A 20439-nucleotide genomic window follows, 5' to 3' on the forward strand; every position below is an offset into this window, starting at 1 on the left:
ACTACTCTACTCCAGGCACGCGCAGCTTAATATCTAGCAGAACGCGAGTTCCACCCTCTCTGCGCGATTCCCACTTAACAGTGCCTCCAAAGTCGTTAGTAACAAAGGTATTGATTAGCTGAGTGCCTAATCCAGAGCCAGAAGATTTTGCCATTCCATGCAAGGATTCGCTTTCGATTCCGCCACCATTATCTTCTACAACAATACTAAGATTGTCTCCACCGCGGCCAACGGAAATCTTAATATGACCCTCACTCATGCCTTCAAAACCATGCTCCACCGCATTAGTAACAAGCTCGGTTAAAACAAGTGAAAGAGGCGTGGCATCTTGAGCCGCAAGTTTGCCAAATTTACCGCAAAAATCAACCGTAATATTTTGATTCTGCGAAGCAAGCTCAATAGACATTTTAAGTAAACTAGAAATCACTTTATCAAAGTCAACAACCTCGTCCGCTGTTTGACTTAAGCCTTCGTGAACAAGAGCAATAGTCTGAACGCGCCTCTGAGCCTCTTCTAGCTCTTTACGAACCTCTTGAGACTTAGTTTTTCTAGCTTGCAAACGAAGCAATGCGGAAACAGCTTGAAGATTATTCTTAACACGATGATGAATCTCGGAAATAGTAGCGTTCTTAGTTTGAAGCTCTTTTTCCCTTCTAAGAACCTCTGTAACATCTCGGCAAAGAACAACGGCACCAGTTCGATTGTTTGGTCCATATAACGGCAGCGAGCGCATAGACACAACAGAATTGTTTACTTCTAGCTCGCAATCAACGTCTGCTTTACCGCTTAAAACCAAAGGCAAGCTCTCGGGAACAACATCGTTTATGCGAAGAAGCCGCGCTCCAAATTCGCACAAAAACTCGCCTTGCATAGTGTCTAATCCACCAAGTCTGCGGAAGCAGCTGATTGCGTTTGGAGAAGCGTAACGCACAACACCGCTTTCTTCTAATACAATAAAACCATCGGCAACTCGAGCATTGTGGCGCTGATTTAGCATTGAATCGTGGTACGGAAATTGCTCGCGCGCAATCATGTCGAACAAAGTTTTGCCAGCATTAATGCTTTCCGTCTCGTACCTACCGTTTGATTCTCTTGTTGCAAGATTTGTTTCCCTAAGAACCAAGCCAAGCGTTTTGCCATTGTGACGAACAGGAGCATAAACGTTGCAAACAGTAGCTCTACCAACAGTTCTTAAAACAGAAGAGTGGAAGCTTGTTTCTTTGCTCATTGCCGCTTCTAGCTCTTTGTGCATTGATTCATCTAACTTTACGCCGAGTAAATCTTCGGTTCTAAGCGTTATTGCTGTAGATGGACGGCATTGTTCTGCTACAACGTAATCGCCATTGCCATTTTGAATAACCAAGAGCAAGTCTGCAAAACTTAAATCTGCTATAACCTGCCAGTCTGCTACAAGATGATGAAGCCATTCGCGATCCGACTCGTCAAAATCTGGACGCGTTGCAAGAATATGAGAAAAATCAGCCATGATTTAATAATATAAACACGCAAATATAAACACGCGAAGATTCTAAAACATGCCGATTGCTCTTATAAACAGAACGCGGAACATAAAACAATGCGTAAAACGAAACATAAAACAAAGGTGCAGAAGTTTATCTCCTGCACCTTTATCTATTGCATCTTTATTGCACTAATACAAATCTTGCACTAGTCCAATCCAAGTTCCAGATTTCCACCAGGAATTGCATCGAGAAGATCTCGAGTGTACTCCTTTTGCGGATGATCAAACACTTCGTCGGTTGTAGCGTGCTCAACAAGCTTTCCGTGTTGCATAACAACAACCTCGTCTGCAATCTGACGAACCACAGCCAAATCGTGAGTGATGAACAAGTAGCTTAATCCGCGCTCTGCTTGCAAATCGTTAAGCAAATGCAAAACCTGATCTTGAACAAGCACGTCTAGCGCAGAAACCGCTTCATCGCAAACGATTACATCTGGATCCAATGCCATTGCACGCGCAATCGCAATGCGCTGACGCTGGCCACCAGAAAGCTCGTTCGGGAATCGAGTCATAACAGAAGCAGGCATGCGAACCATGTCCAAAAGCTCGCGCAAGCGGTTCTGACGGCTCTTTTTACTTCCAATCTTATGAATACGCAAAGGCTCTTCAATCGAACGATAAATCGAATACATTGGGTCTAGCGAACCGTAAGGATTTTGGAACACTGGCTGCACATGGCGGCGGAAGTCAAGCAAATCCGCGCCCTTTAAGTCGGCAATATTCTTGCCTTCGTAGGTAACAGTTCCGCTTGTAGGCTTAAGCAACCTTAAAACCATGTTTGCAACAGTAGACTTACCAGAACCAGATTCACCCACGATTGCCAACGTTGTTCCGCGCTTAATAGAGAACGAAACATCATCAACAGCCTTAAACAGCTCCTTCTTACGCGGAAGCTTAAACTCGCGAGTTAAGTGATCTACCGTAATAATATGCTCGCTCTTTTCAAGAGTTTGCTCACCCACTACGTGATGCTCAAGCAAATTATCCGCGTTACCGCCATGCTCCTTAACGGAGATGATTCGCTGAGAAGCCAGGCTTGGAGCCGCTGCAACTAATCGCTTAGTGTACGGATGCTGCGGGTGCTGCAAAACGTCCAAAGATGGACCAGATTCAACAACGCGACCCTTATACATAACAACAACGTGCTGTGCGCGAGCCGCAGCCAAACCTAAATCGTGAGTAATAAACAGAACGGAAGTTCCAAGAGAATCGGTAAGCGTATGCAAATGGTCGAGAATACGCTTTTGCACAGTAACGTCGAGTGCGGAAGTTGGCTCATCTGCAATCAGCAAATCTGGTCGGCAAGCCAAACCAATGGCAATTAACGCACGCTGACGCATGCCTCCAGAAAACTCATGTGGGAACTGGCGTGCGCGAGTTGCAGCATCTGGTAAACCAGCTTCATCCAGCAAGCCAGCAATACGGTCTTCAACGCTTGCACCAACAACATACTTCTTGGCGATTTCCCAAGCTTTGTCGTCGTTCACACCGTACTTGATTAAATCGTCTGCAACGCGCCAACGAGTTTCGGAGCCTGGAACCCACTCTTTTTTGTAGTATTCCATGGCTTCATTAAACTTTTCGGCATTTGTTTGCTCACTAAGACCAACCTGTGCCAAAGCCTGCTTTGCTTCTTCCAACAATGCACCCAATTCCTTAGAACCAAGGAATGTTTCGTCATCATTGCTTTTTACTTCTACAGCGTCTCCAGCCAAAGCTTCTGCCAAAGCGGAACGCTTCTCGTGATCAACATCAACTCCATTTGCCTTCAAAGCCTCTTTAACCTGCGTGCCAATTCGCCACACAGGGTTCAAGTTGCTCATAGGGTCTTGCGGAACCAATCCCATTGCGCTTCCACGCAAAGCTGCAAACTCTTTTGGCTTTAGATTGCTTATTTCTTGGCCTTTTAGCTTAATAGAACCGCCCGTAACGTGGCCTGTTCCTGGAAGCAAACCCAAGACCGCCATTGCCGAAGTGGACTTTCCAGAACCAGATTCGCCCACAATTGCAACCCACTGACCTGGGTAAACGTTAAAGCTAGCATCTCTAACAGCGTGTACGGCTTTTTTAGAATCCGTTGTAAAGTCAACCTGAAGATTTTTGACTTCCAGCAAAGGACCCTGCTCGCGCTGCATTGCAAAGGTATCTACATTCTTACGTATTGCTGTGTTCATAATCACTATTCCTCCACGCTAACTTACGCCTTGCGGCTCTTTGGATCCAACGCATCTTTTACAGCGTCGCCCATCATAATAAAGGCGAGAACAGTAATAGCGAGCGCAATAGACGGATAGAACAAGACTTCTGGATTTGTAGTAAGAACATTTCTAGCAGTAGAAATATCTACACCCCAGCTAACGGTTGTAGTTGGCAAACCAATACCCAAGAAGCTAAGTGTTGCTTCCAACACAATGTAAGAACCGAGAGATGTTGTGCCTACAACAATGATTGGAGCCAACGAGTTTGGAATAATATGGCGGAACAGATTTCGCATTGGCGTAGAGCCTAAAGCCGTGGATGCCGTGTTAAATTCCAGATTCTTGGATTCCATTACGGCACTTCTTGCGATTCGAGCAACGCCTACCCATCCAAAAAGAACCATAACAAACACGATTTTCCAAATCGACTTAGACGTACGGAACATTTGCAAAACTACGATTGCACCCAAAAGCATTGGCAAGGCTAAGAAGATGTCGGTGATTCGGCTAAGAACAGCATCAACCCATCCACCAAAGAATCCAGCTAAAGCGCCAATTAGCGATCCAACTAACACCACTAAGGCGGTTGCAAGCAAGCCAACGCTTAGAGATGTGCGGGTTCCGTATACAACTCGAGCATAAATATCGCAGCCCTGCATGTCGAATCCAAATGGATGCGCGGAGGAAGCTGGCTCAAGAGAGTTCTCCAAAACACAATAATTAGGATTGTGCTTTGTAAGCACGCCTGGGAAAAGCGCAACGAAAATAATTGCAATAATCAAAACTGCAGAAACAATAAACAGTGGGTTTCTGCGCAAAGATCGCCAAGCGTCTGCCCACATGCTTGTAGCTGGAGCGGACTCGTCTACGGAATCAACTTCTTGAAGAGGTGTATCGTCAAGAGGTGCAACGTATCGTTCCTGGCCTGGCAGAGTATTGTAATTTGCGTTATTTGTAGTCAAATTATTTTCCATCAAATTATCTTCCATAATGTCTGCTCTCCTTACGCGTAGCGAATGCGCGGATCTAGAGCCGCGTACAACATGTCAACAAGAAGATTGCTGACTACAAATATCAACATAAGAAGCGTAACTATAGAAACAACAAGGTTTCCTTCTCCCTTTAAAATTCCCTGATAGGTAAGGAAGCCAACGCCATGAATGTTAAAGATTGTTTCCGAAATCATAGCGCCGCCCATAAGCGCGCCCAAATCCTGACCCAAGAAGGTAACAACAGGAATAAGTGAATTTCGCAAAATGTGTCGAACAATAACGGAGCCTTCTTTTAAGCCCTTTGCTCGAGCCGTACGAACATAATCAAGTGCAATATTCGAAGAGATTTCCGACCTTGTAAGTCGAATAATATAGGCCATTGAAACAGACCCAAGAACTATTGCAGGAAGAAGAAGATCGTAGAACCCTGGGTCATTGCTTGCAGTAACAGGCATGATTTGCCACTTAACACCAAACACATATTGGCCAACAAAGCCAGTAACAAATGTTGGCACAGAAATAAGAAGAAGCGATACAACAAGAATTACACTGTCGTACCACTTTCCTTTCTTTAAGCCAGAGATTATGCCAAAAGCTACGCCGAACAAAGCTTCAAAAGCAAATGCCATTAACGCAAGTTTAATGGTTACAGGGAATGCGCGGCCAATCTCGTCAATAACAGGCTGGCCAGCAAAAGTATGACCAAAATCAAGAGTAAGCGCATTCTTTAAGAACAACAAATACTGAATAATAAATGGCTTATCCAAGTTATACTCGGCACGAATTTGCGCTTCTACCGCATGATTAATTGGTTTATCTCCAAACATTGCCTTAACTGGATCTCCAGGCAAAGCAAACACCAAAGCGTACACCAACAATGTTGTGCCGAGAACCACAGGAATCATCTGCAGAACACGGCGCAGAACATATTTACCCATTGGTTTCTCCTTATATACTTACTTAAAAATTCGCAAAGCACATACCCAACTTTTGTGCGATTGCATACTATTTATCCAACCTAAGTAAAAACACAAAGTGCTGCCTCGAACAGCGGATAGAATTTATTTATTTTATTCGCCATTCGAAGGCAGCAGCACGTTTTTACATGCTATTCAATTATGATTTATTTTTTACTATAGCTACTTAATCTTAGATCTTTACTTGTGAAGCTTGTAGTAAAGTGGCATGTTCTGCCAATCCATTACAAAGCCCTTCAAGGTTGGAACCATAACAGCCTTAGCGTTCGAGTAGAACAGTGGGATGTATGGAAGATCCTCAAGAAGAATCTCGTTAGCCTGCTGATAAAGCTTAGTTGCCTCAGCTGGTTGCGAAGAAGCAGCCTTCTTAAGCAAATCATCAAACTTAGGATTCTTGTAATCGGCTTCGTTGGAGCCATTGCCGTCGGCAGCAACGGAAGCAAATTCCTGAGTCAAGTAGTTTTCTGGGCTTGGGTAATCTGGCATCCAGCCTGCACGCCATGCACCCTTAATCTGACGGTTAGAGCATGCATTGCGGAACTCTTGGAATGTTGGAACTGGAGTGGTTTCAGCATTGATGCCAAGATTGTTCTTCAACGAATTCACAACTGCGTCAAACACAGACTTAGCGTTGCCATCAGCGTTGTAAGTAAAGGTAAGAGGACCATCATACTTAGAGATCTTATCTGCCTTTGCCCAAAGTTCCTTAGCCTTTGCTGCATTAAACTTAAGGTGTTCGTGACCCTTAAGATCTGCCTTGTAGCCTGGAGTCAAAGGAGAAGTGAACTCGTTTGCAGGAGATGCCGTGCTGTTAAGAACCTTCTTGATAATGGTTTCGCGGTCGATTGCCATAGAAACAGCCTGACGACGCAAGCGGCCTTCTTCGGTGGTTACATCGAAGTGTGGCAATTTTGCAGGAATACCGAACTGCTGGATTACGGAACCTGGACGGTTGTAAGCAGTAACAGTCTTATCCTTTTGGAAGGTCTTAGTTTCGGTATCTGGAATGTTATCGGTCATATCAAGATTGCCAGACTGAACATCGCGGTAAGCAGCGGTGCCATCGGTGTAAATCTTAAAGGTAACGCCATCATTCTGAGCCTTACGTGGGCCATCATAATCTGGGTTCTTTACAACTTCAATCTGCTTGTTGTGATCCCAAGACTTAAACAGGTATGGGCCAGAAGAAACAGGCTTTTCGCCATAAGCCTTTGGATTCTTGTAGAAGGATTCTGGAAGTGGAGCGAATGCAAGGTAACCAACCTTAATAGCAAACACGGAATCTGGCTGGTTCAAATCAACGGTAAAGGTGTACTTATCTACAACCTTTAAACCAGAAAGCTGCTCGTCGCCCTTAGTGTCCTTCTTCTGCAAGTCTTCGTAACCCTTAATGGTCTGGAAGAAGGAAGCGCACTTCTGAGCATTCTTAGCGTTTGCTACAAAGCTCCAAGCCTTGGTGAAGCTTTCTGCGGTAATTGGGGTGCCATCGCTAAACTTCTTATCTTTTTTAAGCTTAACAGTGTACTGAGTTGCATCCGCGTTTGGAGTTACGCTTTCGGCATCCTCGTTTACTGTGTTGCCTTTTTCGTCAAAAGTGACCAACGTGGAGTTGACCAATACAGCAGGACGAGCGCCAGCATTTTCGTTAATGTTTCCTGGAACAAGCTCGTTCTGAGGCTCGGAGTCGTTTACGGTAATAATAACCTTACCACCATTTGTTTGAGCGGTCTTCGAGGCAGAAGAACCGCATCCACCGAGCAGCATAGCAACTGAGCACGCAGCTGCGGCAAAAAGTAATGCCTTATTCTTCATATGTTTTCTCCTAACGTTGGGTATGGCAGGATTCAATTAATTATCACGAAAAAGTCTCATTACAAGCTTTGCAGGCTTTACAGGCTACAGGCTTACAGGCTTAATAAATAAAATCCACCTAGTATTTATTGCCAGATGGATTCTTTGCAAAGCCAATAAGGAGGCCTCTTCGTTGATTAAAATTCAATCATACGGATTTTATTAAACAACGCAAGCTTAAAGTCTAAATGTAAAATTTACTGTTATTTTGTCTATAAATCGTAAAAATAACTATTATTATAGAAATTATTGGATTAAATCGTATTTTATATGATATTTTGCCAAGTCTTTTACATCTGTATTTATATTACAAAAATGTAAATTTGCATGCTGAATATGTAACGAATATGTTAAACACTGCAAGATATGCATCAAGATATTCAAATATTAATCAAATAAAAAGTGGTGTAAAATCGCACCCAAAATCACGATTTTACACCACTTAATAAATTAAGTCAAATTGCTAGCAGATTAAATCACTTGGCGTTATTTGCCTGATGATCAAGAGCAGCCGCCACTAATCCAGCAAACAAAGGATGAGGCTTAGTTGGGCGAGACTTAAACTCTGGATGAGCCTGAGTTGCCACATAGAATGGATGAACACTCTTAGGAAGCTCCACAAACTCAGTCAAATTACCATCTGGGCTTTGGCCACTAATACGCAAACCAGCTTCGCGCAAGCGATCCTTATAAGCCACGTTCACTTCGTAACGGTGACGATGACGCTCAGTAACATGCGTAGAGCCGTAAAGCTCGGCAACAATAGAGCCTTCTTCAAGCGTTGCAGGGTAAGAGCCGAGTCGCATTGTGTGACCCATATCTCCCTTACCAGCCACAATATCTTTCTGCTCTTCCATAGTTGCGATTACTGGATCTCCACAATCCTTTTCGAACTCTGTGGAATTTGCATCTTCAAGTCCAAGCACGTGACGAGCGTACTCAATAACCATAGATTGCAAGCCAAGGCAAAGACCAAGAGTTGGCAGGCCATGCTCGCGAGCGTAACGGAGCGCGCCAATCTTGCCTTCAATGCCGCGAATACCAAATCCGCCTGGAATAACCATGCCGTCCATTTGGTCGAGAGCTGCAGCAGCACCCTCTTGAGTTTCGCACTTATCGGCAGCAACCCAGCGCACGTTTACCTTAGCCCAGTTTGCAAAACCGCCAGCCTTAATGGCCTCTGTAACGGAAAGATATGCATCTGGCAAATCAATATACTTGCCAACAATTGCAATGTTTAGCTCATGCTTTGGATGATGTACGCGCTCAAGCAAATCTTCCCACTCGTTCCAATCAACATCGTGGAATGGAAGCTCAAGCTCACGCACAACGTACGCATCCAAGCCCTCGTTAAACAAAATCTTTGGAACATCGTAAATGCTTGGAGCATCCACGCAATTTACAACACCTTCGGCATCAACATCGCACATAAGCGAAATCTTGTCTTTAATGCCCTGATTAAGAGGACGATCCGAACGCAAAACAAGAGCGTCTGGAGAAATGCCAAGAGACCTAAGCATCATCACGGAATGCTGAGTTGGCTTAGTCTTCAACTCGTGCGCGGCTGCAATGTATGGAACAAGCGAAACGTGTACAAACATGCAGTTTTCTGGTCCTAAATCGCGACGAACCTCGCGAGCTGCCTCCAAAAATGGCTGAGATTCAATGTCTCCAACAGTACCGCCGATTTCCGTAATGATTACGTCTACATCGTCGCTAGCCTGCGCACGCATACGCGATTTAATTTCGCCAGTAATGTGTGGAATAACCTGCACGCACTGACCCAAATACTCGCCAGCGCGCTCTTTTCTAAGCACGGATTGATAAATCTGGCCAGTTGTAACATTAGCTTTTTGGCTAAGAAAAACATCGAGGAATCGCTCGTAGTGACCAATGTCAAGATCTGTTTCTGCGCCATCTTCTGTAACGTAAACCTCACCATGTTGGAATGGGTTCATTGTACCTGGGTCAACATTGATGTAAGGATCAAGTTTTTGTTGCAAAACGTGAAGACCGCGGCTGCGCAAAAGCCTGCCTAAAGACGATGCAGTAAGACCTTTTCCGAGGGACGAAACAACGCCACCAGTAACAAAAATATGCTTTGTAATATGCTCCTGAGAGTTACCATGTTTTCTTCTAACCATGGAACTCCATAGTATCTTCGAGCCTCGACTCGGGTGTTATACAATGTGCAACAGCCTCAATCGCAAGCTTGTAGCCATATAGACCCATGCCAGTAATCGTACCAGTTGCAACAGGGCTAATCACGCTTATTTTGCGGAAAGAATCACGCGCAGAAGGATTAGAAATATGCACCTCCATTAGCGGCACTCCAGCGTCCAACACCATGTGAGCCGCATCCGCTAGCGCATAGCTGTAGTGCGTAAAAGCAGCAGGATTCATAACTACTGGCGTATGCGTATCGGCAGCTTCGTGCATCCAATGAACCATCTGCGCTTCATCGTCGCTCTGGCGCACTTCTACTTGCAAGTTAAGCTCTTGCGCCCACTTTTTGCAAAGCGCGCACAGAGTTTCAAAATCCTGACTGCCATAAACGTCTGGCTGGCGAACGCCTAATCGCCCTAAATTTGGGCCATTTACTACCAAAACTTTGCGCATATTTATCACATTTTCTTGATTTGCTTGGTTTTCTTGATTTTCTACATCTACCATTTTCTAACCTCGAATCTTATTAAACGCTTCGCGAATCGCCTCCAGCGGCGGATTATCTAAGTGAATCGGGTTTCCAATCCCGTCTAAAACAACAAATCGCAAGGTGTTGCCTCTGGCTTTTTTATCTTTATGCATTAAGTCAAGAACCTTAGCAAAAGCATCGTCATTGCTGCCGCCACCATTCCAAAGCGTTGGAAGACCAAGCGAAGAAAGCAAATCTTTGTGATACTCAACATCTTGAATATTAAGATACCCCAATATTTGCGCAAGCTGTGCCGCAAAAACCATTCCAACAGCAACCGCATTTCCGTGACGCCAAGAAAAATGTTCGATTTGCTCAATCGCGTGCCCAAGAGTGTGCCCATAGTTTAAAAACTCGCGCAAACCCTGCTCTTTTAAGTCGTTAGAAACGTGATATGCCTTAACACGCACGCTTTTTTCTATTAAATCGCAAACCAAATTGTTTAAATCCGAATCGCTTAAAATAGAAGGGCCATCAATCGCGCGCAACTTGCTAGCATTTTGCGGATTTTCCAGAATTTTTAAGATGCTAGAATCGCCAATAAACCCTGATTTTACAACCTCTCCCAAGCCTTCAACAAAAATACTGTTAGGCAATGTAGAAAACGCGCAAGTATCGGCCAAAACGCCTGCAGGCGTGTAAAAACTACCAACCAGATTCTTGCCAGCCGCAGTATTTACGCCAGTTTTTCCGCCAGTAGAAGCGTCTACCATAGCAAGAAGAGAAGTCGGGCAATTTACGTAGCGAATTCCGCGCATCCAAGTAGAGGCAACAAATCCAGCTAAATCTGTGGCTGCTCCCCCGCCCAAGCCAACAATCGCGTCTGAACGCGTAAACCCTGCGTTTGCAAGGCGCGACCAAACAAAATCCGCAACCTTAACGGTTTTGCCAGCCTCGGCGTCTGGAATAAGAATGTCAAAAACATCGTAACCAGCCGCGCGCAAAATGGTTCTTGCTTTATCACTATGCCTTTGCACTGGCTGAGTGTGAATCAAAGCCACGCGAACAGGCTCTTTTCCAAGCATTTGTGGCAAAAGGCTCATAGCGCCAGCGCCAATATGAACATCGTAGTCTTCAACATCTTCGCCACTTACATGCACAATTCGTTGCATAATCATATCTTTCAGCTTTCTTGCGGCAGGTTTTGGCGTTAATCCGTAAACGCGAGCGTGCAAATTCGCCACTTTGCAAAACACTGGGTCTCTTTTAACGAACAAATCCAGCCATTGTTTTGCGCCGTCTTTGCCGCTTAGCATAGGGCGATTTGAATTCCAGCTTGCGCGCTCAATTGCATCGTTTGGATCCACTTGCAGGTAAACAACACGGCCGCCGAGTTTTGTATATTTTTTTAAGACTTCTTGCGTTTGTGGGCGCATTGGGGCGCCACCGCCGAGGGCGATTATTGGGGCGGATTGATTGGAATTTGAAAAAATAGCATCTCTAACAATTTGAGCTTCAATATCTCTAAAAGCCTCCTCGCCAAAATCCTTAAAATATTGGCTAATCGGCATATTGATTTCTTGCTCAATTAATTCGTCCGTGTCTATAAATGGAGCGTTTAAAATATGCGCTAATTCTTTGCCAACACGCGTTTTTCCAGCTGCAGGCATGCCGATTATAACGGCTAATGGGATTTGAGCTTGCAAGGCGCCGTGCGATACGTTATGCGAGGCGCTATGCGAAGCATCACGCGATACGTTTTTTAAGGAATCCAGCAGTGAATCAAGCAAGGAATCTTCTTCGCTCATCTCATATGCTCTTTCCAAGATTGAACGTAATTCTTAGCATTCCTAGCGGTTTCTTCTAGCGAATCTCCGCCAAACTTTTCTAACGCATACTTTGCAAGCGTCAAGCGAACCATTGCCTCTGCAACTACGGAAGCGGCTGGAACGGCCGTAAAATCGGAACGCTGATTAATCGCCTGCGCCGGCTGGCCAGTAAGCACATCTACCGTTTGCAATGCGCGAGGAATAGATGGAATTGGCTTCATTGCAGCGCGCACGCGAATTGTCTCCCCATTTGACATTCCGCCTTCAATGCCTCCTGCACGATTGCTAAGACGGGTGATTTTTCCATTTTCCCCCGTTACAATTTCATCGTGAGCAGCCGACCCAGGGCGATTTGCCTCTTCGAAACCGTCTCCAATTTCCACGCCTTTAATGGCTTGGATTCCCATAAGAGCCGCCGCCAAAGCTGCGTCCAATCTGCGATCCGACTCTACGTATGTGCCAACGCCAGCAGGCATGCCGTATGCCAAAACCTCTACAACACCGCCAAGCGTATCTGCATTGGCCTTTGCTTCATCGATTCTAGCCATCATTCGCGCTTCGGCATCTTTATCTAGCGTACGAACAGGCGAAGCATCCAACGCCTCAACATCATCTGGTGTTGGCAGGGCTAAACTTTTGTTTGCATATTCGCCGCCAATTCCTATAACGTGCGCAACTGTGCGCACACCCAATGCCTGCTGCAAAAACGCGGCCGCCACAGCGCCCAATGCCACGCGAGAAGCCGTTTCCCTAGCACTCGAACGCTCCAAAACCTCGCGCGCGTCGCTAAAACCATACTTACGCATGCCCGTTAAGTCCGCGTGCCCAGGGCGCGGCCTAGAAAGCGGCGCATTGCGGCCTTCGTTTGGCAAATCGTGGTTTAATGGGTCTGCGCTCATCACTTCCACCCACTTTGGCCACTCGCTATTTGCGATTTCGATTGCAATTGGAGATCCAAGAGTAACCCCGTGGCGAACGCCCGTTAGCAAACGCACCTTGTCTTGCTCAAACTTCATTCGCGCTCCGCGACCGTAGCCAAGTCGCCTGCGTGCAAGAGCAGAAACAATATCTGCACTAGTAATCTTTACACCCGCAGGCACGCCTTCAATCATTGCCACCAGCGCTTCTCCGTGTGACTCCCCTGCCGTCTGCCATCTAAGCATGCCTTCTCCAATCGCGTTGTGCGTTATATTTGTACGTTATATTTATTGATATACGTCCTGCACTCAATACTGTACTTTATTTTAAATCAATACTCGATTCTAAATCCCTTATTCTACTAACCACTAAGTATTGCCCATAATCCCAAACCAACTGCAAAAGCCTTTAACCACATTGAGTGAAATTTATTGCGCGCACAGCTTTCGCGCATTTAGCATAATCAAATGAGCCAGTTTATTATTACTTGTTTGTTTGCAACACCAACGCTTGTATGCACGATTGCAGTGTGTGCAACGGATTTAATCAGCCGAGTTGTGCCTAGACTTTGGGTTGTACTAGCCGCTTTTGCGCAATCTGCGGCGAACCTTATTTTTTCGCTAATTTCTTTGCATAATATTAATTTTCTTTTGCGCGGCTGGCTTTGCGCAGTAGCAGTTTTTGCATTCTACGTTTTGGTGCAAAAATTTTGCTCGCGCGGAGAACTTGGATTTGGAGACGTTACGTGCGCATCTATGATTGCTCAAGCTTTGGCGCTATTTGGATTTAGCTGCATAATCTACTGGTTTGCATTAGTTAGCATATTTGGATTAATTTGGATTTTAGTGTGGAAAATCTGCCCTAAAGTCTGCTTGCGATTTTTCCGCGTTAAGTCTAAAAATGTGCAAAATAAAATCCCGTTCGTACCCGTCTTAGCTGCATCTGCGTTCATAGCTGTTATGCTTTGCGGTTTTTTGTAATTACACAAATACGCCAAGCGAGGTAGAGATTCGAGATTTTTCGCCCTGAATGAGATGAACCTCAGCATCTTTGATGGTGATTCATCGAATGAAGAAGAAAAATCGAGAATCTCAGGCGATTAGCGATACGTAATTGTTCAAGCACGCAAGAGGGCTGGGTGATTCTTGGTCGAACAGTATAAGAGCGGCAGCCGATACCAAACAACCCAATGACACACGCCTACAAACAAACTTAAACCAAAAACAAAATCAAAGCCAAATCGGAACAACCGCAACTCTAGACAACGCGTAATAGGCGGAGCGTTGTGAGACAAGAATTAGCCAGCCCTCATACACACCAAGCTATGAAAACCGCTCGCGCGTTACAGCGCGCTCACGTCTTCGCCGCGCAGAAGCAGTGCTTCTGCCTTGAGCGGCTCAGCGCTCTGAAGGAGTTTGAAATGCGTTATGCAATTTCAAACTCAGTCAAAGCGCGCGCTAGTTAGCGTTTTCGTTGGAGCGCTTATACTCGTCGCGAATCTTTAAGAAATCGTCGTAGTTATCCGCAAACTTAGTTTCGCCCGTCTTTAAGTTGGTGGTAACAAAATAAATCCATGGACCATTTGCTGGATTAAGCGCCGCCAAAATCGCGTTATCTCCAGGAATACTTATAGGAGTAGGCGGCAGACCCTTGTGAATCCTAGTGTTGTACGGATTGCTTGCATCGTCTAGCTGCGATTGCGTAAGATTAATCGCCTTAATTCCAATGCCGTATGCAACCGTGGTATCCATTCCCAAAGGCATGTTTTTAGCTAAACGATTTAAGATTACGCGCGAAACTTTGCCGTAGTATTCGCGATTATTGACTTCCGCTTCTGCAATGGATGCAATTTTAAGAATCTTTTGACGCAAATCGCCCTTAGGAACACCTAGAGAATCAAGCTTTTTAACGCGCTTATCTACCATTTTTTCAAGTATTTTACTAGCAGACTTCATGGCTTTTACGTTGTAAACTCCAGGCTCTAACCATCCTTCAAAGCTTCCGCCCGCTTCTGGAGGCAAAATCCCCATTCCGTCTGCGATTTGAATTGCGTTAAATTGAGCAATATCGATTCCAGAGATTTGCGCAGCTTTGCGAATAACGTCTGTTGCGCGCTCCCCTGCCTTAACGTCTAAGAATCCACCCGCCTTGCTTTGGTCGGAAAGAATGTCCACTACGTCCATGGAATTCATGTGTTTTTTAAGCGCGTAAATTCCTGGATACAAAATCTTGTTGTTTGCGGCAACAATGTTGGAAAATGTGGATTGTGACTTTACAACCTGCGCTTTAACAAGGTTGTTTCCCACTTCTAGCGATCCTTGACCTGGCTCAATCGTAAATTCAACGAATCCACTTCCAGGCCCTGGCCAGTCTTCCATAATTGCCGACTGACTATTATTTCTTACATAAACTGCAACGCGATATAAGCCATATCCAACAACAAATAGCAGCGCAAAAACTAGTGCAAGAATGAATGCAACTATGCGATTTCTTTTATTTTTGCGATTTTTACGCGCTTTAATCGCTTTTCGGGATTTTGGCGGCACAGGAGGATTGGAGGAATCGTGGCTCCATTTAGCGTTTTGATTGAAAAAATCGTCTATATTCTCACTCATTAAACGCTTCCTTTCTGCTGTAATCGCCTTGCGGGTCACTTTGTAAATTACTTTGCGTGTCGCTTTGCAAATCGCCTTGCGAGTCGCCTTTTATATTTTTACAAGCATTTTTGTAATCGTCAATCGCAGATTGCAAAATCAACACTGCCGACTGCTGATCAACCATTGGACGATGCTTTTTAGTGGAAAAATCAGCATCTAACAGTTGTTTATGAGCAGTAACTGTTGTTAGCCGCTCGTCTTTAAAAACGACTTCTGGAATAAAATCAAGCGACCAATCGCCATAATCAAAAAGCGATTTAATGCGTTTGGCTAAATTAGCACCCCATCTGCGCGCTTTTTTGGCAGACTTGCCCTCGGATCCGTCTAATTGCAAAGGCAAACCAATTACAACTCGGCTCACGTTATTGTCTTCAATAATGTTAAGAACATCTTCAATAGCGTTAAACGAGTCACCATAAGCCTGAATATTGCCAATTGGGTGAGCAAAAGTCAGCTCAGGGTCGGACTTAGAAAGCCCAACCCTGGCATCTCCTAAATCAATACCTAACCACACCATGAATTTTATGCTGCTCTTGGTAAAGATTATATCGTTTTGTTTTAAGCGTGTAGCTACGCACTAGTCGAGCTTAGCCACTTCGCTCTTAACAGCCTCAAGCGCTTCGTCAATCTTAGAAGCATCTGCGCCGCCGCCCTGAGCAAAGTCTGGCTTGCCGCCACCACCGCCGCCAAGCACCTTGGAAGCAGTACGCACAAGATCGCCAGCCTTAGCACCAGCCGAACGAGCAGCCTCGTTAGTTGCCACTGCAACCATTGGCTTATCGCTCTCATTTACGCCGCACAGTGCAACGATTACTGGTGAATCTTCGCCCAAGCGAGAACGAACGTCAAGAACCGTCTTGCGCAAAGCGTCGAAGGAACCGAAGTTTCCAACATTCTTTACAGCAAGCTTAATCTTGGTGCCGCTTTGCTTAGCCGCTTCAACCAATTCTGGAACAGCCTCGTTAAGCTGTGATTCATAAACAGAAGCAAGCTTGCGGTCGGAATCCTTCATCTTGTTAAGCAAAGACTCTAAGCGCTCAGCCAACTCGTCTGGACGAGCGTTGACCATGTCCGAAAGTTGCGCAACCAATGCGTGCTCGCGAGCGCCATACTCGTACGCTTCTTCGCCGCAAAGCGCGTCGATACGGCGTACGCCAGAGCCAATAGAAGACTCGGAAAGGATTGTAACCATACCAATCTTGCCTGTGCTCTTAGCATGAGTACCGCCGCAAAGCTCACGGCTCCAGCCGTCGCCAATCTCTACAACGCGCACAATATCGCCGTACTTTTCGCCGAACAAGTGCATTGCTCCAAGCTTGAAAGCGTCGTCGATTGGCATTTCTTTTGGAACAACTTGCAAGTCTTCGCGAATGCGCTCGTTTACGCGAGCCTCTACGCGCAACAATGCATCTTTATCAACAGCCTTTGGCCACTGGAAGTCAAAACGCAAGCGATCTGGATCTACTACAGAACCGCGCTGAGTTGCCTGTGGGCCAAGCTCCTCTCGCAAAGCCTTGTGAAGAGTGTGAGTAGCGGTGTGGCTTCGAGCCAAAGCAGCTCTACGAACCTGATCAATATTGGTGTTTACAGGAGCACCAACGCTAAGCGTACCTTCGGTAAGTCGGCAGCTGTGAACAATCAAATCCTTGATTGGACGCTGAACATCGTCAACTTCCAAAATTGCGCCGTCGTCGGAAATAATCTCGCCCTGATCGGCAATCTGGCCGCCACGCTCAGCGTAGAATGGCGTGCGATCAAGAATAACTTCAACGTTTGCAGGAGCGCTAACGCTTTTAACAGAGCCCTTGCCTGCTTCAACAATCGCCAAAACGTTTGAGCGGCTGGAGAAGTCTGTGTAACCGAGGAAGTCGATTGGCTTTTCTAGCTCCTTCTTAATATCGTCGTAAACGCTAACGTCTACATTGTGGCGCTTCTTCAAAGCATCCGCACGAGCGCGGCCCTTCTGCTCGCTCATAAGCTCGCGGAACTTAGTCTCGTCAACCTTAACGCCCTGCTCAGCAGCCATCTCTAGAGTCAACTCAATTGGGAAGCCGTAAGTATCGTGCAAAGTAAAGGCGTCTGCACCGCCAACCATAGGTTCGTCCTTGTGTTCTTTCTTAGCTTTTTCCACAGCCAAATCAAGAATAGTCGTACCCTTTTCTAGAGTGCGGCGGAAGGCATCTTCCTCACCGTATGCAGCTTCGCTAACCTCGTGGAAAGTGTTGTTAAGCTCTGGGTAACTTGGCTCCATAGCGCCCTTAGAAACTGGGAACAAGGTTGGCAAAACTGGATCTTGCACACCAAGCATACGCATTGCGCGAACAGTTCGGCGAAGAAGACGGCGAAGAACGTATCCACGGCCAACATTGCTTGGACGCACGCCATCGCTCATAATCATCAACGCAGAGCGCACGTGATCTGCCACAACACGGAAACGAACATCCGCGTCGGCATTGCTTCCGTACTTTACGCCACTAAGCTTTTCTGCAGCTTCAATAACTGGGTAAACTTCGTCGGTTTCGTAAATGTTTTCCTTGCCCTGCATAAGGTAAGCCAAACGCTCCAAACCAGCACCCGTATCGATGTTCTTTTGATCAAGCTCACCAACAATATGCAAATCGGTCTTAGACTTTACGTTGTCTACCTGGAAGTTCTCAAAAACCAAATCCCAAATCTCAATAAAACGAGATTCGTCGGCAGCAGGACCTCCATCCTTGCCGTATTCTGGGCCGCGATCAACGTAAATCTCGGAGCATGGGCCGCCAGGGCCAGGGCCACCAGTAGTCCAGAAGTTATCTTCCATGCCAAAAACTTGCATGTGCTCTGGGTCAAAGCCCTCATTCTTCCAAATTGCGCGAGCTTCGTCGTCATCTGTAAAAGTAGTAACCCAAAGCTTTTCTGGGTCAAAACCATAGCCGCCCTTATCTTGAGGAGTTGTTAAAAGCTCCCAAGCATAGTGGATTGCTTCTTCTTTAAAATAGTCACCAAAGCTAAAGTTTCCAACCATTTGGAAGAAGGTGCCGTGACGAGTGGTTTTGCCAACTTCGTCAATATCGAGCGTACGCACGCATTTTTGATTAGACGCCATTCTGCGAGAAGGAGGCGTTTGCTCTCCCAAAAGATAAGGTATGAATGGAACCATGCCTGCAATCGTAAAAAGCGTCGTTGGATTTGGAGAAATCAGCGATGCCGAAGGCACGACCATATGGCCATTCTTGGCAAAATAATCAAGATAACGCTTTGCAATTTCTGCTGTGCGCATGGGTACGAACTCCTTTTTTATTTATCAGACTTAGTATAAGACTACTTAGTATAAGACTTATTTGTAAACGAATCGTCACGTTTATCGGCGTACTTGTCGGCATACTTAGAGTTAAGCTGCGACTCGTGGGCTTTTCTGCTGGAATTAAAATCATTGTACAAAGACAAAATCGTGCTTAAAGTAAGATTCTTTGGGTCTTTATCGAAGAAGAAATTCCTAGCGCTTTGTGGGAACTTTTCCTTAACGTACGCGCGAGCCTTTGTAACAGACATAACTCCCATTACAAAACCGATGCAAATCCAAAATAAACGCTTAAACATCACTCCCCCTTAGGCATAAATGACTCGCCAGAATTTGCCGCGTGCCTAGCAGAAGATTCTGCAGCATCCGTTGGAACAGTAGCTTTGTTAAAGAATGCGTTAAAAGTATCTTTAAGCGCGTAGCAAGCAGAGGCAATTTTAACAACTGGCTTTCCAAGAAAAGCACCATACAAATCCGTAAGAGCGCCAACATTTGTAGCAGTAGTGCGAGCGGCTCCCGTAACGGCATTAACGTCTTCTAAGGTTTTGTTAACTTGCTTTACTGTAGTAACAGATTCGTCGATAGCAGGCAAAGCGTGTTCGCCCGATTCCTTAACGGTTTGAGCAATCTGATTAAACATTTTACCCAGCCTAATAAGCGGATAAATCATAAATCCCGAAAGCACCGCAAACGAAATAGCCGCAATTAGAGCAGCAATGTCTCCAACGCTCATCGTAACCTCTTTCCTGCTGTTTTGCACACGACTACCCACGCAATGTATTTAAAAGATTAACGAAGAGTCAAGACTCTTTTTAAAAATTTAACGAACAATTTTTTAGCAAACTTATTGTATTTACTCGTTGTATCCCTTAATTGTTATAGCCTGATCGATTGGAACTGCCGTGTTGAAATCAAGGCGAGTTACACTTCCATTTTGCGGGCGTTCGCTTAAATCGTAACCAACAGGCGCAAAACGATGCATAAGACTTAAAAGCGTGTTTCCGTGGGAGATTTGCAAAACGTTGTCTCCGTCTTTTAGCGCTGGGTTGCTGGCGATTATATTGAAACCACCTTCAACGCGCTTCCAATATTCAATATCTGACTCCGCATCGTGGAATGGGTCTGCCTCTTTAAGCATGTCTCTAGTTGCAGCCAGCCCAAACTTTTCAACGATTTCGTTATATGTTTTTGCTCCGTGAGGCGCACCTGCAGCCCACCAAGCCATATTCATATCTTGACCTTCAAAATAGCCGTAGCATTGCTCGCGAAAATGCATATCGCTTACAAGCTGTGGGCGTGCATGAGTGTGCTTTTCGTTTTCGATTAAAATGCGCTCAGCTGTGATTTGCGCGCGAGTTGTATCGGAGCAATATGCGGCAGCAAAAACAACGCTCTTAAGCTTTTGAGCCGCTAAATCGGCGTCTTTAAGCCCTTTTGGAGTTAATGGAGAATTGCTCCAGCCTTGCAAGCGATTGTAACAATTAAACATGGTTTGGCCATGGCGAACTAAATAAAGATGCAGCAACATAACTTAATCATCTCACTTTTTGAGTAAAACGCGCAAAAATTAGGGCAAG

The 20439-nt window shown here is 45.4% G+C and carries 15 protein-coding genes and 1 pseudogene; 1 reads left to right on the forward strand and 15 read right to left on the reverse strand.

Annotated features, from left to right (window positions below):
• Position 1: 1 nt before the first annotated feature.
• The 9 genes from QP420_RS04415 to aroC all read right to left on the reverse strand — a co-directional run bounded on the left by QP420_RS04415 (position 2) and on the right by aroC (position 13167).
• A complete protein-coding gene (locus QP420_RS04415; RefSeq protein ID WP_481616647.1) occupies positions 2–1486 on the reverse strand; it encodes a sensor histidine kinase in 1485 nt (494 codons plus the stop codon).
• Positions 1487–1668: 182 nt separating this feature from the next.
• Positions 1669–3696 (reverse strand): dipeptide ABC transporter ATP-binding protein, encoded by a 2028-nt coding sequence (locus QP420_RS04420; RefSeq protein WP_481616648.1) that lies wholly within the window; start codon positions 3694–3696, stop codon positions 1669–1671.
• Positions 3697–3719: 23 nt separating this feature from the next.
• Positions 3720–4709 carry an ABC transporter permease gene (locus tag QP420_RS04425; protein WP_481616649.1) on the reverse strand — a complete coding sequence of 330 codons (990 nt, stop codon included), beginning with the start codon at positions 4707–4709 and terminating at the stop codon, positions 3720–3722.
• A gap of 14 nt (positions 4710–4723) precedes the next feature.
• Positions 4724–5650 (reverse strand): ABC transporter permease, encoded by a 927-nt coding sequence (locus tag QP420_RS04430; RefSeq protein ID WP_481616650.1) that lies wholly within the window; start codon positions 5648–5650, stop codon positions 4724–4726.
• Positions 5651–5869: 219 nt separating this feature from the next.
• Positions 5870–7501: a peptide ABC transporter substrate-binding protein gene (locus tag QP420_RS04435; protein ID WP_481616651.1), complete on the reverse strand. Its 1632-nt coding sequence runs from the start codon at positions 7499–7501 to the stop codon at positions 5870–5872.
• A gap of 515 nt (positions 7502–8016) precedes the next feature.
• The gene (locus QP420_RS04440) at positions 8017–9684 is read right to left on the reverse strand and encodes a CTP synthase (protein ID WP_060786462.1); all 1668 of its coding nucleotides are present in this window, start codon (positions 9682–9684) and stop codon (positions 8017–8019) included.
• Positions 9677–10159, reverse strand: a complete 483-nt coding sequence (aroQ, locus tag QP420_RS04445; RefSeq protein WP_415695792.1) for a type II 3-dehydroquinate dehydratase — start codon at positions 10157–10159, stop codon at positions 9677–9679. The genes QP420_RS04440 and aroQ overlap by 8 nt, the downstream gene beginning before the upstream one ends.
• A gap of 57 nt (positions 10160–10216) precedes the next feature.
• Positions 10217–11983 carry a bifunctional shikimate kinase/3-dehydroquinate synthase gene (locus QP420_RS04450; RefSeq protein ID WP_481616652.1) on the reverse strand — a complete coding sequence of 589 codons (1767 nt, stop codon included), beginning with the start codon at positions 11981–11983 and terminating at the stop codon, positions 10217–10219.
• Positions 11980–13167, reverse strand: a complete 1188-nt coding sequence (gene aroC / locus QP420_RS04455) for a chorismate synthase (RefSeq protein ID WP_481616653.1) — start codon at positions 13165–13167, stop codon at positions 11980–11982. The genes QP420_RS04450 and aroC overlap by 4 nt, the downstream gene beginning before the upstream one ends.
• 222 nt (positions 13168–13389) lie before the next feature.
• Here aroC and QP420_RS04460 point away from each other — a divergent pair, with 222 nt between their 5' ends.
• Positions 13390–13902 carry an A24 family peptidase gene (locus tag QP420_RS04460; RefSeq protein WP_481616654.1) on the forward strand — a complete coding sequence of 171 codons (513 nt, stop codon included), beginning with the start codon at positions 13390–13392 and terminating at the stop codon, positions 13900–13902.
• 477 nt (positions 13903–14379) lie between these two features.
• On the opposite strand, the gene mltG is transcribed toward QP420_RS04460, so the two are convergent.
• The 6 genes and pseudogenes from mltG to QP420_RS04490 all read right to left on the reverse strand — a co-directional run bounded on the left by mltG (position 14380) and on the right by QP420_RS04490 (position 20390).
• Positions 14380–15537, reverse strand: a complete 1158-nt coding sequence (gene mltG / locus QP420_RS04465) for an endolytic transglycosylase MltG (RefSeq protein ID WP_060787141.1) — start codon at positions 15535–15537, stop codon at positions 14380–14382.
• A gap of 94 nt (positions 15538–15631) precedes the next feature.
• Positions 15632–16096: pseudogene (gene ruvX, locus QP420_RS04470) on the reverse strand (Holliday junction resolvase RuvX); the annotation flags it as partial.
• 60 nt (positions 16097–16156) lie between these two features.
• Positions 16157–18841, reverse strand: a complete 2685-nt coding sequence (alaS, locus tag QP420_RS04475; protein ID WP_481616655.1) for an alanine--tRNA ligase — start codon at positions 18839–18841, stop codon at positions 16157–16159.
• Between the two features lie 41 nt (positions 18842–18882).
• On the reverse strand, positions 18883–19161 hold the full coding sequence (locus QP420_RS04480) for a hypothetical protein (protein WP_060787144.1): 279 nt from the start codon (positions 19159–19161) through the stop codon (positions 18883–18885).
• Positions 19161–19595: a DUF948 domain-containing protein gene (locus tag QP420_RS04485; RefSeq protein ID WP_060787145.1), complete on the reverse strand. Its 435-nt coding sequence runs from the start codon at positions 19593–19595 to the stop codon at positions 19161–19163. The genes QP420_RS04480 and QP420_RS04485 overlap by 1 nt, the downstream gene beginning before the upstream one ends.
• 120 nt (positions 19596–19715) lie before the next feature.
• The gene (locus tag QP420_RS04490; protein WP_464406074.1) at positions 19716–20390 is read right to left on the reverse strand and encodes a histidine phosphatase family protein; all 675 of its coding nucleotides are present in this window, start codon (positions 20388–20390) and stop codon (positions 19716–19718) included.
• Positions 20391–20439 lie beyond the last annotated feature (49 nt).

It is taken from the genome of Bifidobacterium sp. UMB1197 (genome assembly GCF_030217745.1).
Lineage (GTDB): Bacteria > Actinomycetota > Actinomycetes > Actinomycetales > Bifidobacteriaceae > Bifidobacterium > Bifidobacterium vaginale_B.

What these genes read in the sequence shown, in the direction of transcription:
- QP420_RS04485 (WP_060787145.1), bottom strand. Translation starts at nt 19,595, where the DNA reads ATGAGCGTTGGAGACATTGCTGCTCTAATTGCGGCTATTTCGTTTGCG.
- aroQ (WP_415695792.1), bottom strand. Translation starts at nt 10,159, where the DNA reads ATGCGCAAAGTTTTGGTAGTAAATGGCCCAAATTTAGGGCGATTAGGC.
- QP420_RS04420 (WP_481616648.1), bottom strand. Translation starts at nt 3,696, where the DNA reads ATGAACACAGCAATACGTAAGAATGTAGATACCTTTGCAATGCAGCGC.
- QP420_RS04415 (WP_481616647.1), bottom strand. Translation starts at nt 1,486, where the DNA reads ATGGCTGATTTTTCTCATATTCTTGCAACGCGTCCAGATTTTGACGAG.
- alaS (WP_481616655.1), bottom strand. Translation starts at nt 18,841, where the DNA reads ATGCGCACAGCAGAAATTGCAAAGCGTTATCTTGATTATTTTGCCAAG.
- QP420_RS04480 (WP_060787144.1), bottom strand. Translation starts at nt 19,161, where the DNA reads ATGTTTAAGCGTTTATTTTGGATTTGCATCGGTTTTGTAATGGGAGTT.
- QP420_RS04460 (WP_481616654.1), top strand. Translation starts at nt 13,390, where the DNA reads ATGAGCCAGTTTATTATTACTTGTTTGTTTGCAACACCAACGCTTGTA.
- mltG (WP_060787141.1), bottom strand. Translation starts at nt 15,537, where the DNA reads ATGAGTGAGAATATAGACGATTTTTTCAATCAAAACGCTAAATGGAGC.
- QP420_RS04430 (WP_481616650.1), bottom strand. Translation starts at nt 5,650, where the DNA reads ATGGGTAAATATGTTCTGCGCCGTGTTCTGCAGATGATTCCTGTGGTT.
- QP420_RS04450 (WP_481616652.1), bottom strand. Translation starts at nt 11,983, where the DNA reads ATGAGCGAAGAAGATTCCTTGCTTGATTCACTGCTGGATTCCTTAAAA.
- QP420_RS04425 (WP_481616649.1), bottom strand. Translation starts at nt 4,709, where the DNA reads ATGGAAGATAATTTGATGGAAAATAATTTGACTACAAATAACGCAAAT.
- aroC (WP_481616653.1), bottom strand. Translation starts at nt 13,167, where the DNA reads ATGCTTAGATGGCAGACGGCAGGGGAGTCACACGGAGAAGCGCTGGTG.
- QP420_RS04490 (WP_464406074.1), bottom strand. Translation starts at nt 20,390, where the DNA reads ATGTTGCTGCATCTTTATTTAGTTCGCCATGGCCAAACCATGTTTAAT.
- QP420_RS04440 (WP_060786462.1), bottom strand. Translation starts at nt 9,684, where the DNA reads ATGGTTAGAAGAAAACATGGTAACTCTCAGGAGCATATTACAAAGCAT.
- QP420_RS04435 (WP_481616651.1), bottom strand. Translation starts at nt 7,501, where the DNA reads ATGAAGAATAAGGCATTACTTTTTGCCGCAGCTGCGTGCTCAGTTGCT.